Raw genomic sequence first — 15,885 nt, 5'->3', positions numbered from 1 at the left:
TCGGTAAACTTAAATACATGTGATAATTCTCTTAGCATAAGAGTAAGGAAGAAATTTCAAATATACTATCAAATCCCTCAAATAGCTCCTGGAGATAGCAAAAAGCCATGAACGCCATCTCTCGTAAAGGGAATGAGAAACGGGGCCCCTTTTCATAAAGTTGTCCTTCTGCCTGTAACCCTTCTATCTGCTGGGCAATCTGTTGTTGCAATGCTTCTACCATTGGCAAACGACGACTAACTTCCTGACGTTCATCCTTCCAGACCTCAATGGCCGCCATTAATTCCTCAAGCCCCCTGAGTCTGTCCAGAATAATACTATTAGAAAACCATTCAATTGCTTTATCTAATTCTTTGGTCGCTGCAGATCGTCTGGAAAACCATCCCAAATTGCTCATGGCTTTCCACCAACGATATAAATTCTGATCAGCGATTTCAACCCCTTTATAAAGATTGTCCTTAGGCAGTACAATAACTGCTAAATCATTGCTAATCTGGTCTTTAAGCCAATTGGCAAGCACTTCCATTTGTACTACCCGCTGACTCGCTTGGCGCTTTACAACATGCATATGTTGCCAATTGCATACCTGCAGGTAGAGTTTATGCAAGGCCTTGCGCCGAACTTCAGCACGCTCAGTCTCATAATTTTCAATCAATTGGGATAGTTTGGCGATGCTCGCATCCAATTGTTTTGTTTGATAAGAGTATAAAAAGCTTAAGGTGTTTTTATCGCGAACTTTCTGCCACCATGCTTGTAAGCTTGTTTCTTTTTGCAAAAGAGCTGCATAGTCTTGACTGGAATCTTTAGCTTTAAAAAAAAACATGGTAGTTAATTGTTGTAAACTTCGGACAAATATAACACAGACCCCATAAAAATTACAAATTTTAACAATTTTGTTACAATAAGTCAGGCGATGGAACTGCTATCTTTTAGATTTACTCATTAAGTAAGAATATAAGGAAATAAACATGCCAGAGATCATTACCAAGTATCCTCAAGCTATGATTAAGGTATTGAAAGGAGCAAATATCCAATGTGGCATCGGTGATAAACAAATCATCTTACGTCATTGCCCGCACGACCGTTTTTGCTCATCGCCGACAGGAGAGCTTTGTGTGTATGGTATTAACGATATTTCCAAGATGACCCAAATCCATAGACTTGAACTTTTCAAAAGTACCGAGGTCATCTTTCCCCTCATTGGTCTATTATTGGTGGGGTTTGCATTAGGAGTACTTTTTGGCGCAAAAATTGCGCACAATGACAAGAAAATTAATTCCAAAAACAAAACCTAGTTGCTGGTTCTTCTGTCTCAGGACGTGGTAAATTCTTTTCCCTCGCCATTTCTAAAAATTCGTTCACACTATCCGGTTGGGCCCAAAAATGGATGGCATGGCGTTTTATATGACAAATGCTCAGAACATCCCTCATAAACTCAGTCACTTCTTTATCGCCGCCGTCAAGTAATTGATCTTGTATTTGGCAAAGCAACCTTACTTTCTGAGCCCCTACACCGGAGGTTCTTCGATTGACACCCGTTTCAATATTGCTAATAAGCGTTCCAATAATAAAATATAATTCCAGTTTTTCCTCAGTAATCCCTTTATTCGGTAATGCTTGCAAAATGACTCTTATTTGCCCAGAACTCCCTTTCACAAAAGATAGAAGTGTCTTTCCCTGTTGATTTTTTTCTCTAATCGCCTCTAGACGTTTCGCCTCAGGGATCGCTTGTAAAAGTCTGGATAAACGTTGTTCGCTGAACGCTGAGTAATGAAGGGCGGTGTTCCCATTGTTATCTTTTTGCATAATAATTTCAAAGGCGTGTTCTTTCGGTAAATTGTCTAGCAGAAGGGGCATTGATTCTGTAAACAGAGCCTCGTGCAAAAAGGGGATTCCCTTATGATTTTTTTCTATATAAAACTTCATGCGATCATTAACAGGCAGCTCCTGTATAACAATCTCTAACGCTTCAGGGCTCAAAAAGAGTAGTTCTAAAATTTTTTCTCTGCTGGTGTCGAAGTGATGAAGTGCATTCAGACGTTGATCAGAGTCAATGCTTCTTAACAGTTGCCTGAGAAGATTTTGATAATTTGAACAGATTGCAAAAATAAATACATTCTCAACCCCCAAATTGTCCCTACTAACAAAAAGAGCATCACTTAAAGCCAGATGTTGAGCCTCGGTTAACGCACTCTGCAGCGTTATCGCTAATTCCAATGCATAAAATTTGTAAAACTGCACCTCCCGCAGCAACGTTGCATAAAAAGAGGGAGGACAAACTAATAACAGGTTTACGCAAACGTCTACCTTATAAATTTCTAAATAGTTAAAAATTTGGCTTAAATAATAAGCTGGCAAAATCCCTGCTTCACGTTCTCGCATAGTGAGCAAACTAGTCTTGGCATATTGCGACTCCAAAGCTTTTTGAGCTTCGTGTGACCAATAAGGATTACTATCCAATACTTCTTTATTGGCAGGATTTTTTAAAATAGCTTTCAAATCCGTTGAGGTCACCTCTACACACTCTCCGTCATGCAAAGCATTTACTATAGAGCGTAACGATATCCCGTTTTTGGTTGTTGCGGCGAGTAAATTCTCTCTGAAAGTGACAGGAAGCGCCTCTAAGTAACCTAGAAAGTCCTTATGGAAAGCTTGATTTGCTGCTGCCGTTGCATAAGTAGCCCCAGTTATGCTTTCGCCACCGGCAACAAATTTTTCCCTCAAGGCAGAGATAGCTTCTCTCGGCTTTTTTCCTGCTCCATCGAGCCATTGGAGTTGTTCATGCAAGGCAATTAACGCGCGGTTGTGACGATAAACACCGCTGACAAATTCAGGATAACTTTCTTTTAGGGTGCGAAAAAACGTTTGCTGCAAGGGAAAATTTAAATTAGCTATCTTTCTAACATCAAAAAGACAAGACTTATAAACGACAAAATTTGTTAAATCATTTGCTTCACCAATTGTCGTTAACTCAGTAATGGGTCGTTCATACAAGCGTATTTTTGCATCTTGAATTTTCGGTTTCTTTAAATTGTTTTCAAAATAAAATTCAAGCTCAATAAACGTGGTTATTTCTGGTTGAAGAACAGAAAGCATATTCCCAAATGTTTGCTTTTCTTCTTTAACCAATAATTTGGCTATATTCCAATAAAGTTGGTTACAAAATCCTGTAGGATCGGCAACTAAGCTTAGGCTTGAATCCCTATTGCATGTTGCTCGCTTGATGGCTTGCTCCCTAAAACGAGAGGGGAAATTTTGTTTATCTTCCGTCAAAAGATTGTTAAGCGTTTCTACTTCCTGGGCAAGCTCCATAGCAGTAACATAATCAGTGAGAGTAGAAGCATCAAGAAAGAGGTTAGAATTTTTTTCAACAAGCGCGCGTGCTTGGGAAAGTAACCATGCAACTTTATCAAACATATCAACTTCTATTAAAAAAGAGCTCATATTAAAATGAGCAATCAAAAATTGCAAATAATGTCTTTCAAATTAGCTTGGTGGTATAATTTTAATCTAATTTTCAGCGGATAAACTTGGCTTATCGAGTTGTTTTGCGCGAAACCAGTTTAAAGCAATCAAGGTTGCACTATCGATTATTCTCATCTCATCCATGAATTGATAGACTTTGTTGCGCTGAATTAGAGTTGTTTTAATTTCTTCACCATCAAGGCCATGGATTCCGACTTGGGGTACTTCGTCAACCACTGTATAGTAAAGATGGCATTTCTCCGTCAGAATTCCAGGACTTTTATAAACCGCGGCAATCTTAACCAGGCTGTTCACTGTAAGCCCGGCCTCCTCATATACTTCTTTCTGGGCAGTTTCTTCGGGAGAACTATTTTTATCGATAACACCTGAAACACATTCCAGAATAAAAGGCTCGTCTTTACTGGGATTTAAATAAACCCCAAGGCGAAATTCCTGGCACAAAAGAAAACTATCGACAGAAGGTACATATATAAGCACAAGAATGGAATCTGCGTTTGATATCAATTCACGCTTCTGAAGTTTAAACCTTTCTTGCGCTCCCTTTAAGCTAGGAATTTCCAGATCATACTTGGCAACGCTCAGGAAGCCCTCATGACAAGATTCTTTAGAAAGGCACTTTATTTTTTGCGTCATTCTCTTTATTCAATAGATTCAGGAATACAATATAGGTTAACTGAATTTTTTGAGAAAACCAGCAAGCTAAACGCTTTTTTTAACATACTCTGCATGCCTTCTTCGCTTAACGCCTCATTAATCTTTCCTTTGCAATTTAACTGCTATACTTTGCAGATGGAACTCTAAAGGAACCTTGGCGATGAATGATTTGCACTCCAAGCCATTGCCTTCGCTAGAACAATCCAATCTTTTATTGGGGACGTATGCTCGTGATGCCATGAAGTTTTTAATGCTTCGTCAGCAAAGTCAATATCTTTCCTCCATGCAAAAACTTGCCGAAATTTGCGCCAACTTAATTAAAAACCACAAACAGCCTGTTGAAAATATAATCAATCAGATTGAAGCGATCATGACAGATGCCTACGAGCCCAATAGGCAAAGTGTTCTTGAAAGAATCGCCCAATACCAGGATATGCGAAAAACGATTAATTTAAACATGTTGTTTGGCGAACGCGATGACCATCGACTTCTCACGCGCATTGACGCTCTCAATGGCTATAAAGATACTGAGCTTAAGGATATTATATTTAATGTGATAACCGATGCACTAAACCATGCTGAACAGGCGTATGAAACGGTGATAGAACATACCAACTTTCAAATTTTTAACGACAGTCCATCAATATCGAAGGGATAAAATTGTCGATAATTATCCAGACATCCTTATCTTGTTCTAGCTATTACTTAACCCCGCAACTCCTGATGCTGTTCTGGCGTATCACTTTCTTCTACATTAAGTTTGTCCAAAATATATTGCCTTCGCCTGGCAAAAGAACCTGTTTTATTTTCAGGCTCGATCTCCTTCAACTGTTCTACTACCTCTTGAAGTGTCACGTTTCCTGCATCAATTGCCTTTACAATCTCGGCAAGTCTTTTAGTATGATGCCTATTCCAATGAAAATGAAAGAAACGTGCTGTCGCTGAATCACCTTTCGTATAATCATCAAGTAGCGCCCGAATCTTGGCCAATTTTTCTTGCTGGGGGTTTGTAAGAGACGCATAAGAAGCAGGGGCTTTCGCATTGGTCAGCCAATTTCTAAATTCAAGGGGGGCTTTATTCTTATTGGCAAGCGCCAAACATTCTGTCAATAAATTGGGGTCAAGCTTTTCCAGACGCCCTGTTTTAGACATCAATCTAAATATATCTAACTGCTTTGCCCAAGCATTGGCAGCTACTTTTTTTAAGCTTTCTTCAATTGTTTTATCGGCAGGTAGAATAGAACAGGTTACTGGTGAAGTTAAATAGTGAATCACTTTCAGCTCACCATTCGTTGCAGCTGCTAAAAACTCTTCTTCAAAAAATTGCTTAAGCTCGCCTGATGGTAAAACATTCTCTATTTGTTTAGCCGTTTCAAAATTAGTGGATGAAACCATCAACCTCCAGGCTTTTGCCAGGTCATCAGGTGACAATACTCGATTAAAACGTTCTTTGTTAAATTCTCTTTCAAGAAGGCGATTAATCAATAGGTGATTTTTATTTACAAGCGCCGCTTCAAAAGTAGACTGAATGTTTGAGCGATAGGCAGCAGGCGTATCATGCTCCAGCATGCTTAACACCAATTCAGTCATTGGCGATTTTTGGCCAGAAGCAACTAGATCAAATACAGCATTGAATAAATATTCAATTTGTTGGTCTTTTCCTTTAATAAACTTTTGATAAATTGCTGTTATAAGATCTTGGTTACCTTGCTGCATTATCCAGTACAAAAGATTATGGCCTGATTTATCTTTTGCTGATAAAATCCATTCGCCAAAATCTGTAATACGAAGCTTGCTTTCCTTGGCAGCAGAAAATAGGTTTGCTATGTATTCACTTAATGGCTCATATTCCTTGGCATAAGTTGCCCAAAAAAATTCAAAAGCTGATTGACTTTTATCAGTGGGGATATGAGGAAAATGTTTTTGAAATTTGCGCAGCCAGAAGTCCTCATTGTCGAATACCTGCTTATGCACCGGACTAGGCAAGGGTAAATCTAAAATTTCTTTAGGCGTGTAATTTTCTAAAACCTGCAGCAACTCTTCTATAGGAAGCTCTTCTAATGCTTCAACAGGGAGGGTATGACTGTACATACGCCTGCTTGAATAAGCTAAATATTGATTCCCTTCACTATCAGCAAAATCCATGCGCTTTTGCATTGCCTTGTTATAATCAGCCAACCAGTGTGTGCGAAAATTATCCAAATTCGCCAACAGTTTCAAATTGTAGTCCACAAGCCACCCCTCATTCTTCTGCCTGGCTGTTTCAATGCAGCGTATCAATAATCCTTTTAAAGTGGCAATTTCATAATTATTCTCTTTATGGCTATAATTTTGCGGTGTTTCTTCATCCGTCAGCATGAGGCAAAGAAGCTCATTGTATGTACTGGATTGTGAGTAACGTAAGGTTTGTGGCGAAGGATAAAAAAACCATTTCAATGCACCTTTTTCATCATAGAAAGGAATGCGTAAAGTTCGTTCTTTTAGCTGTCTTGCATTATCTTTTAGGAGCTCTTTGGTATACATCAAACTTAACGTGCCGCAAGTTACCATATCTGCTTGAGGTTCAGGAATTGATCCTTGAGATTTTAAAATTGTAGGTGAATTTAAACCAACTGTGGCAACCTCGTCAGAAGTATGTAACGGATTATGCACACCAAACCAGGAAACAGGTTTAATGACTCCCTCAGAACCAATAATCACAACTTCAAAATGTTTTTTATTTTTTTTACTACCATTGGTAAACATATAACCAACATATTCATTTTCTTTTAATCCCGCTTGGATACGTTTAATTTCTTCCCATGCTTCTTTCTCTGAGAGACAAACGTCAGCTATCCTCTCCTTAGCACTTTTCTTTTTGTGGGTATAATAGTTTTCGATTAGCGGGTCTAAGAGTGCTTTAGCGCGGGGATTTTTTTGAATCATTTCATTTAACGTTTTTCTTTCTTCTTCCGTCATTCCTTGTTTTAGATAGCAATTACTTGAATCGAGGTAATTTTTACAAAGTTCTCTTAAAAATTGGTTATTACCATCACCTATTATAAATTGATGCAAAGAATAGGTATCATAGATAAATCCAACGCTGTCAATGAACTGGGTATATTTCGTGCCCTCGTCCTTTAATTTGGCGAGACTATCTGTATATTCTTTTTTTAGAGCTGCTTCCTTTATTTGTATTTGTTCACGACCCAGGGCCGTTTCACCATTTTTTATAATGTTTATCCCGCGCTTTTTTTTATAATGCCTGGCAATTGCATCAACATCACTGGCAGACATTTGCCATGGTTGTAAAGGAGCATTAACCGTTTTTTTCTTGACTTTTTCGCTTAATTTAGACATTTTAAAAGATTAATAATATTGCCAGTAGCGTAATTTTAGCGCAAAATTATTAATTTTTTATTAACTGTCTCTCTGATTCCTGTGCTAAGAATATTTATTAGTGAGCTAAACTTTCAGAAACATAAAGGCCTGTTAATCATTATGAACAGATTAAATCATTTAGTCATGGCTGCCATTTGCGGTTTTTTACTGTGGTTTTTGAATTTATGGATAATGAGTCCACTCATTAATCTCGGCCTTAATTGTTTGTTAATAGTGATGCTCATTATTTACCTTATGCAATTTTTAGGTGTGGTAAGGCGGGTGCTCCCGGTTATTAGATTATTTTAATCATTGAGGGTTACTGGCAATGGCTGGCCTGCCTGTTTTAGGATTTTGAAACTTTGGCCATCTACCAAACGATAACCATCAACGATACCCTTGATGGCGTTAAACGTTTTCATCCCATTTTTCTTAATATGCGTCAAGTACACGGTTGAAACATAACGTCCTGTAGTTAGATAGCGGTTTTTAGCCCGTTCTACCGCTATGTCCAAGGGTGTTTCGACATAAATTATATAAACTCGATATCCCTTTGCTTTTAACTGTTGTATTAACTGTTGATAATACGCGGTATTGGCCATAGTTGAATCATAGACTAAATTATAGTGGCAAGGCTTTCCCAGGCGGCCTAATATTGCAAGCATGATATCCCTGACTTCCGATTGCGTATTTTCGGCATTCCAACCTTGGTATTCCGGCAATTTGGCGCGAATTGCATCGGCATCGATTGAAATAAAGGTGTTTGCATTGAGCCCAGGCAGCTTTTCTTGGAGATAGGTACTTTTTCCTGCCCCAGGAAAACCACCTGTTAATAGGGCAATAGGGTGCTGTACCTGACAAGGCTTGTTCGCCAGGATAGCTGCGATAATTTTTTCATGCAATTGTTGTCGTTGAGGTGCATATTGTCGTGTTTTGCTATCAAAAAAAAGTGTTTTGGTGGCTGGAGTTTGTTGGATACACTGCTCCAGAATCTGGATAGCTTGAGAATCAATACGTAACTGGCCCTGCCTATCTCGTGGAGGGCAAGCAAGATTGTAAGCCAAGACAACGCTGCTTACGATATACAGCAGCAATAATACGATTGGCTTAAATAAGCACTCCATTTTTTTGTCCTTATACTGTTGATTACTGGACCTGCGCGAACCACAGATTAATTCCCTCGACGAGCGTTGGATGGGCAAACATTACATCCCGTAACTGCTGATAGGGCATGCCCAATTCCATTGCCAATTGCACTGCTCCAAGAATTTCACCGGCTTCAGCGCAAAAAATTGCTACTCCAAGGATTTTGTCCGTTTTGGCATCAATCACTGCTTTTAAAACACCCGCCGTTTCTCCTTGCGTTTTCGCACGAGGTATCACTGCTGCGGGAATTTTTGCAATGTTAAGGGAATACCCTTGCTCAAGCGCTTGTGTTTCGGTCAAACCAATTCTTGCTAACTCAGGGTCTAGAAATACTGTGTAGGGAATCATGCGGCCTTGAGAGGATTGTTTATTTTCGGGATTTGCCAGGTTATGTTTCAACAAACGGTAATCATCCAGCGAGAGATGGGTAAATTGCGCACCTCCTTTCACATCCCCTAAAGCCCAAATGCCAGGAACGGACGTTTCCAAAAACTCGTCCACCTTAACAAACCCTCTCTCATCAAGACTGACACCTGTTTTAGCCAGATCAAGATCTTTGGTATTAGCCATTCGTCCAACGGCCATTAGTACATGGCTGCCGTTTAAAATCTCTGTTTGTCCGTTGCGGCTAATTTCGATGCCAATGCTGTTTTTGTCCTGGAGAAACTGATTAATTTTGGCACCCAGCTCAATACGAATACCTTCCTGCGTTAAAACCTGCATTACCTGCTCGGCAATATCGTGATCTTCGCGGTTTATAAAGTCGTTACTTGCCTCAATGACAGTCACCTCAGCACCAAAACGTCGAAACATTTGCGCAAATTCCAAGCCAATATAGCCACCCCCAACAATTAATAAATGACGAGGCAATGCATCAATATTCATTAAGCTGTCATTGGTGTAATAATTTATCTTTTCCAAGCCAGGAATGGTGGGTATGAAGGGTAATGCCCCCGTATTGATAATGATTTTATCAGCAGAGATTTCTAATTTGTTTTGCCCCTCCCGAGGAGTCGATAATGCAACTTCAATGGTCTTATGTCCAATAAAGCGGCCCCGACCAAGCATCAAATCCATTCCTGACGCTAAAAACTGCTTTAAATTGGCTTCACGCATTCCTTGAACCACGCTGTCTTTTCGCGCCCGGATGTTTTTAAAATCAATCGGTTCAACATGGGCTTTCAAACCGTATTTTTCTGCGGTGCTACACAAATGTGCTATTTTTGCAGATTGGACTAACGTCTTGGTAGGGATGCAAGCCACATTAATACAGGTACCTCCAATCTGATTATCTTCAACCATGGCCACGCGCTGTCCGCTTTTTGCAAGATCCATTGCCAGTGTTTTCCCCCCTTTACCGCCACCCAAAATGATAGCATCGTATTGTAAGGCCATGTAAATCTCCGTTTTTTTACACTTTTTATTGATGACTGAATTAACTATAGCATTCTTATTACTGGCAGGAATGTTTAAAACCTAAATTTTCCCTTGCCGTCCAATAGGCGGTCTCTGTACTATTTGAACAATAATTGACATTTTATTTTTTGTCTTTATCATAATCAAAATGAGCAATAATTCTCAAATACTGGCAATACCATCCCCTTGCCTTCGTTAACTATTATTTTTAGGAAATTACCCATGCGCATATTACATGTTTTTGATTTTGATGAAACAATTACCATACACCATACAGCCAAAAAACCTGATGACTATAACCCTGAGACGAATATTAAAGAAGGGCTGAAAGGGAATTTTGTCCATAATAATGAATCACTATTTGCCATTGCGACGTTTCATTCACAACCTGATTACGTGTTGTCTTACGCGTTAGCGCTTTTAGAAAAAACAGAGGAAGATATTATTAAGACTGAAGTTGTAAAAGGGACGCATCATCAGTTACTGAACGTTTACTTAAAAGGGAACGAACATCCCCTCATTATCGGAACGCCAAGGCTCGATAATTATCGTGTTCATCTCGAATTGCTTGTCCTTTATGGAAAGAACAATATACTGGACGCGATAGAAGCGAGTTTACCACCCTGTCACGAAAAACATTATTACGAAGACAAAGAACCTTTCTACAGCAAAGCTGCATGTAAAACAGAATTTCATCGTCATCACACCAATGCCGCCAGTGCTTCCTTTACACCTTTTATCGCAGAAAAGGCGCCTGATTCCATCTTTAGTTTAAGGGCGATGGTCAATGCTCATCTAGCAGACCTTCCCAAGCAAGAAAGCGGTCCAAGCCAACCTGGTTCATTGGTGAACTTATCGATGTTTGCTCCTGAGAAGGATAGTATCGGCACGATTAAACCTTCTACAGAAGACAGCCTAGAAGCGCTCACTGATCTTTTAGATTTTCTTGAGTATAAAGTCAAAGCGTTGCAATCAAAGACGCTCGATGTGTTGGCAGCAGGTTCTTTTAAAGACATTCTTGCTTATTGGGAAACGCAAACCAAGGAACAGATTGCTCCATTTATCGCTGAAATCGAACATCAACGTGAAGAAATGGCTAAACTTGAATCAACGTTAGAATATGACAGCGATGATAACAACACCTTTGGCATAGGGGTATAAGCGATTACTCACCCCGTAAAGAAATAATGGGCTCTAATTTTGCTGCCCGCCTTGCTGGATAAAATCCAAAAAAGATCCCAGTTGCCACAGAAACGGCGAATCCAGCAAGAGGCGGCATCCACAATAATGTGAAAGGCCAATGACTAAAATAGGCCACTATCCAAGTAAAAACTAGTCCGAGAAGCACACCTAGTATGCCCCCAAAAAATGATAATACGATCGATTCAACAAGGAAAAGCCGTTGAATTTCACCATTCCTTGCTCCGACTGCTTTACGAATACCAATTTCTTTCTTTCTTTCACTTACGGATACTAACATCACATTCATTACACCAATGCCACCTACCAGTAAGGAAATGCCACCAATCACCGCGAGTAACAATGTAAAAATACGCCCCTGGCTTTCCATACTGGCGATAATTTGTTTGGCGCTGCGTGAAAATAGACTGAGTTTAGGGGTTTGTGCATGAATAATTCGTTTAATTTGCTCAATAATATCATCAATCGAACTGTCTTCCTCCAGTTGCAAAACCACATTATTGATTTTGCTGTCCTTACTCACCAAAGAAACCCCTCCGATAGGAATAATTACCGCTTGATTGATATCTTCATTGAAAAAAGCATTTTCTTTCCAGGGTTTCGCCACGCCAATAATAGTGTATAAGATCTGGCCAATCCGCAATTGCTTGCCGATGGGATCATCCATACTTATTTCCTGAAACTGATGGGCAAGACCTGCCCCAATTACACAAAAATGTTCAAATGACTCGACGAAGGAAACAAAATGCCCTCGCTCCAATTCAACATGAATAATCGTTGCCAGCGACTCATCGGCACCGATGACTGCCCCTTGCAATGTCTTGCCTTCAAAGCTCATTGGTTGGTAAGTCGTAGTATAGGGTGCTATTTGTTTTACTGCCGGAATGCGCTCGGGTATAGTTCGCCAAAAATCAAGCGGTAATTGATCGTCGCCACTGCTTGTTTTCCCAGGGGCTTGTTGAAACACGGAAACCGCTAATAAATCCGTCCCTAAGGCTTTAAATTCTTCCAGTGCTTTTTCCGTTGCCAACTGGCCGCAACTAATTAAAGCCACAACTGCCGCCGTCCCGACAAGAATCCCTAGCACGGCAAGCAAGGATCGAAGCTTAGCGGCTGTTAAATTCATAAACGCCTGTTGCAAATGGTGAAAGAAAGTCATTGCAATTTCTCCGCAATGACTTCACCATCAGCCAGCGTAATTTGTCGCCCACATTGCGCTGCAATTTGCTCATCGTGGGTAATCATAATAATAGTGCGGCCTTCACGGTGTAAATTTAAAAATAGCTTCATAACCTCAGTGCCGGTACGAGAGTCCAAAGCACCGGTGGGCTCATCTGCCAAAATTACCTGAGGTTCCCCCACTAAAGCACGGGCAATAGCCACGCGTTGTTGCTGTCCACCAGACAATTGGGTAGGACGATGTTTGGCAAAATCTTCCATACCAACACGTCCTAAGGCATCCCTTACCCGTTCTTTAATCTCTATAGGTTGAAGATTGCGGTACGTTAGGGGCAACCCTACATTTTGCTCCGCATTAAAGCGCGGTAATAAATTAAATTGCTGAAATACAAAGCCGATACTTTCATTGCGGAGTTGGGCAAGTTCATCGTCATCCAAGCCAGCAATATTACGTTCTCGTAAAAGGTAATCGCCACTATCTGCTTTATCAAGCAAACCAATAATATTCATTAAGGTAGATTTACCAGACCCAGACGCACCAACAATCGCCAGTAATTCAGCTTCCTTGACCTCAAGCGACACTTTTTTTAAAACCTGGGAAGGTATGCCTCCAACTTGATAGCTTTTAGTGATGTTTTGCAATTTGATCAGAGAGGGTTTAGTCATAAGCGACCACATCCCCCGGCTTTAGGCCTGAAGCAATAATGACTTTATCCGCCATGGCTGGACCTGTGGACACGATGCGAGTGCTGGTTGAACCGTTACTCATTTTAACTTTAACCGTGCTATTTCCTTTCTCTTGCTTGATAGCAGTAATAGGAACCAGTAATTGATTTTGCGAATCAATATCAATGGCAATGTTCGCACTCATCCCAACTTTAATCCAGGCACGCTGCGTTTCCGTTAAATTTTTAACTTCAACCACGGCACTAAACGAGGGCAAAGCGCCATTACCGCCGTTAGTCGCCTGGGCATTCACAGCCACGATTTCACCTTGCAGTACCTGTTTACCTAAAGCAACACCGGTAATGGCAGCAGGCATACCCGTATGAATTTTATCGATATCCACTTCAGGGATATCGATCTCAACGCTGACACCGCTCAAATCACCCACAAGGGCAATGACCTGGCTTGCTTTGACCGCTGCCCCGACATTTAATTTACCAGACTTATCATCGCTTGATTTAGGGGGATATAATAATACGCCTGCAGTGGGTGCCTTAAGCCGAATTAAATCATGGTTTGTCGTTAACGCCTGTCTTACCTTATCAAACTCGGCGATAGTTAACGAGGACAGGTTTTTGGCTGAACCATCATCCATTTTCTCAAGCATCTCGGTGAGTTTGCGCGTGGCTTGCATCAAAGTCATTTGCGCCGTCGCCAAACTGGATTTTTCGCTAATATAATTATTTTTAGACAATAAACCCGCGTCCCATAATTCTTGGGTACCGGTGAATTTGGCTTTAGCAATCGTATAATTGTCTTTTGCTTTTAAATAATCGGTCAACGTTTCATTGTATTGTCTTTGTAACTCACTGGAGTTTAGGGTCATGACAACATCACCCTTTTTTACCAATTGACCATAGTGGTAATGCATTGTTTCCACGACAGCATCCATAGGGCTTGTGATTGCACTTTCATGGAGAGGCGAAATCGTCCCTGTAAAAAATAAGGTTTTATGGACGGGTTCAGGCTTTACCACATAAGTTTGCAAGGTTTTTTTAGGCGATTCTTGATGCCCACAAGCAACCAGTAACATGGCCACTGCGATGTTAATTATAACCAGTAATTTTGTTTTCATTTGCCATACCTAAGGTTAATTTGCCAATAATCAAGCGTGGTACCTAACAAGCGTTGCAGCGCCGACAGTTGATTAAGGTAAGCGATTTTTGCACTGATTAAATTAGCCTGCGCCTGGATTAATTGGTTTTGGGTATTGTTGACATCAAGAGCAGTTGCAATACCGGCAGCCAATTTCTTCTTTTCCAGCTCATAGGATTGCGCCGCTAATTTCACCTGCGTTTTCGCCAACTCATAACGTTTCGCCAGGCTTTTAATGTTATTAACAATGTTGGTCACATTGGTTTCCAAGGCTCTTTTTGCCGCAATCAAATTAAGCCGGTCTTTTTCCAAAGCCACTTTTGCCGCAATTAATTGATTGCGCCGACTAAGATCATTAATCGGAATGGTCAACGTCACCTGTGCCGATTCGGTTAAATTGTGTCCATTATAAATGTTACGCAAACCGCCATTGCCATCGACATCGCTAACCCGTCCACTTTGGACATTGGCCCCGACATCGAGTTGCCACAACTGCTGATTTTTGGCCACTTTATAGGCTCTTTCGTCAGCACGAACGAGCATTTTTTGTGCAAGATACTGGGTATTATGATTTAAAGCAACCTCTATGGACTCTTTTAGGTCAGGAATTACCAGTTTATCCAAGGCCACATCACTGGGAACCGACAAATGCATTTGCGGATCAAGACCTATTGTTTGCAAAAGATCCTGGGCTGCGGTGTTAAAATCATTCTCAGCCTGTTCCACCATAAGCTTTAAAGATTCAATTTGATACGATTGCTGGATATTCCCAGTGGGTTCGAGTTGACCAGCTTCAATCTTTTTCTCATTAATTTCATAAGTCTTGCGTGCTTCCTTTAATTGCAAACGCTGATTTTCGAGATTATTGCCGCTTAAAATTAAGGCGCGATAGGCGATGATAACCTGGGTGATTTGATCAATGGCGGCTTGTTGCACATTTAATTTGTTTAACCATTCATTATCGATGGCATTGCGCAAATTAGTTTCATTAACATCCCTGCCAAAACCACGCAAAAGTGGTTGCGTAAAGGAAAAATTTAGCACTGGTGTATAACTGTTATAATTCGACACATTATTATCCAGATCTAAAGACAATTGCCCACCGGTTTTCGTTTTTAAATTAAATTCAGGGGTTGCCAGAGCACTGCTGTTATTGGTGCTGCCCACGCCACTAAAGTGCGTTCGTTGTGCGACGGCTGAGCCGGCAAGCGCATATTGCAGTTCAAACTCATTGTGGGCAAGACGTAATTGATAGCGTTGAATAATGCGATCCAATTCTGCATTTTGAATATTGGGGTTATAGCGTAAAGCAAGGAGAATGGCTTCTCGTAAGGTCAATCGTTGCGGTTTTTTATGACGGGCATCGGGAGCTGTAGGTAACTCCACCCAATGATGCAGTAAATATTCTGGGTTGCTAATGGCTTGCTGCAGCCGCGCTTCAGCTTCCGCAACACGCGCTGCTTCTTCTTTAGGTGCATTGCTAAACGCATAAAGAGAGGTTGCCGGCGAAGCAAGCGTTGCAGAAAATACGGATTGACTACTAAAAACAATAATGAGGAGAAGCTTGACTCGCCATTTCATTCGCGCTGACACCAAAGCCTAGCCTTGTAACCATTCATGTTT

At 40.6% G+C, this 15,885-nt stretch carries 13 protein-coding genes; 3 read left to right on the top strand and 10 right to left on the bottom strand.

Annotated elements, in window-relative coordinates:
• Positions 1–31 precede the first annotated feature (31 nt).
• Positions 32–823 (bottom strand): hypothetical protein, encoded by a 792-nt coding sequence (locus Ljam_RS09930; RefSeq protein ID WP_058449880.1) that lies wholly within the window; start codon positions 821–823, stop codon positions 32–34.
• A gap of 145 nt (positions 824–968) precedes the next feature.
• On the opposite strand from Ljam_RS09930, the gene Ljam_RS09925 reads away from it, so the two are divergent.
• The gene (locus tag Ljam_RS09925; RefSeq protein ID WP_058449879.1) at positions 969–1,295 is read left to right on the top strand and encodes a hypothetical protein; all 327 of its coding nucleotides are present in this window, start codon (positions 969–971) and stop codon (positions 1,293–1,295) included.
• Here Ljam_RS09925 and Ljam_RS09920 read toward each other — a convergent pair.
• Both Ljam_RS09920 and Ljam_RS09915 read right to left on the bottom strand, forming a co-directional pair.
• Positions 1,273–3,417, bottom strand: a complete 2,145-nt coding sequence (locus Ljam_RS09920; protein ID WP_131762245.1) for a hypothetical protein — start codon at positions 3,415–3,417, stop codon at positions 1,273–1,275. The two genes, Ljam_RS09925 and Ljam_RS09920, sit on opposite strands and share 23 nt — an antisense overlap.
• A 93-nt stretch (positions 3,418–3,510) precedes the next feature.
• Positions 3,511–4,119, bottom strand: a complete 609-nt coding sequence (locus Ljam_RS09915) for an NUDIX domain-containing protein (RefSeq protein WP_058449877.1) — start codon at positions 4,117–4,119, stop codon at positions 3,511–3,513.
• 181 nt (positions 4,120–4,300) lie between these two features.
• Between Ljam_RS09915 and Ljam_RS09910 the strand changes: the two genes are divergently transcribed.
• Positions 4,301–4,798, top strand: coding sequence for a hypothetical protein (locus Ljam_RS09910; RefSeq protein ID WP_058449876.1), 498 nt, complete (start codon positions 4,301–4,303; stop codon positions 4,796–4,798).
• A gap of 47 nt (positions 4,799–4,845) precedes the next feature.
• Here Ljam_RS09910 and Ljam_RS09905 read toward each other — a convergent pair whose 3' ends face one another.
• The 3 genes from Ljam_RS09905 to Ljam_RS09895 all read right to left on the bottom strand — a co-directional run bounded on the left by Ljam_RS09905 (position 4,846) and on the right by Ljam_RS09895 (position 10,041).
• The gene (locus Ljam_RS09905) at positions 4,846–7,479 is read right to left on the bottom strand and encodes a DUF5617 domain-containing protein (protein WP_058449875.1); all 2,634 of its coding nucleotides are present in this window, start codon (positions 7,477–7,479) and stop codon (positions 4,846–4,848) included.
• Positions 7,480–7,805: 326 nt separating this feature from the next.
• Positions 7,806–8,624 (bottom strand): zeta toxin family protein, encoded by an 819-nt coding sequence (locus Ljam_RS09900; protein WP_058449874.1) that lies wholly within the window; start codon positions 8,622–8,624, stop codon positions 7,806–7,808.
• A gap of 22 nt (positions 8,625–8,646) precedes the next feature.
• The gene (locus Ljam_RS09895) at positions 8,647–10,041 is read right to left on the bottom strand and encodes a mercuric reductase (RefSeq protein WP_058449873.1); all 1,395 of its coding nucleotides are present in this window, start codon (positions 10,039–10,041) and stop codon (positions 8,647–8,649) included.
• A 243-nt stretch (positions 10,042–10,284) separates the two neighbouring features.
• Between Ljam_RS09895 and Ljam_RS09890 the strand changes: the two genes are divergently transcribed.
• Complete coding sequence (locus Ljam_RS09890) at positions 10,285–11,223, top strand: hypothetical protein (RefSeq protein WP_058449872.1); 939 nt, start codon at positions 10,285–10,287, stop codon at positions 11,221–11,223.
• Between the two features lie 4 nt (positions 11,224–11,227).
• Here the strand turns inward: Ljam_RS09890 and Ljam_RS09885 are convergent, their stop codons facing one another.
• Genes Ljam_RS09885 through Ljam_RS09870 form a run of 4 tightly spaced genes read right to left on the bottom strand, consistent with a single transcriptional unit; the run spans position 11,228 to position 15,843 of the window.
• Positions 11,228–12,421 (bottom strand): ABC transporter permease, encoded by a 1,194-nt coding sequence (locus Ljam_RS09885; protein ID WP_058449871.1) that lies wholly within the window; start codon positions 12,419–12,421, stop codon positions 11,228–11,230.
• Positions 12,418–13,107, bottom strand: coding sequence for an ABC transporter ATP-binding protein (locus tag Ljam_RS09880; RefSeq protein ID WP_131762241.1), 690 nt, complete (start codon positions 13,105–13,107; stop codon positions 12,418–12,420). Before Ljam_RS09880 ends, Ljam_RS09885 begins: the two co-directional genes overlap by 4 nt.
• The gene (locus tag Ljam_RS09875) at positions 13,100–14,242 is read right to left on the bottom strand and encodes an efflux RND transporter periplasmic adaptor subunit (protein WP_058449870.1); all 1,143 of its coding nucleotides are present in this window, start codon (positions 14,240–14,242) and stop codon (positions 13,100–13,102) included. Before Ljam_RS09875 ends, Ljam_RS09880 begins: the two co-directional genes overlap by 8 nt.
• The gene (locus tag Ljam_RS09870; RefSeq protein WP_058449869.1) at positions 14,239–15,843 is read right to left on the bottom strand and encodes a TolC family protein; all 1,605 of its coding nucleotides are present in this window, start codon (positions 15,841–15,843) and stop codon (positions 14,239–14,241) included. Before Ljam_RS09870 ends, Ljam_RS09875 begins: the two co-directional genes overlap by 4 nt.
• Between the last annotated feature and the right edge of the window lie 42 nt (positions 15,844–15,885).

The sequence above is a fragment of the Legionella jamestowniensis genome (assembly GCF_001467745.1).
Classification (GTDB): domain Bacteria; phylum Pseudomonadota; class Gammaproteobacteria; order Legionellales; family Legionellaceae; genus Tatlockia; species Tatlockia jamestowniensis.
The sequence above is the reverse complement of the archived record's forward strand: the minus strand, read 5'-3'. Positions and strand labels throughout refer to the sequence as shown.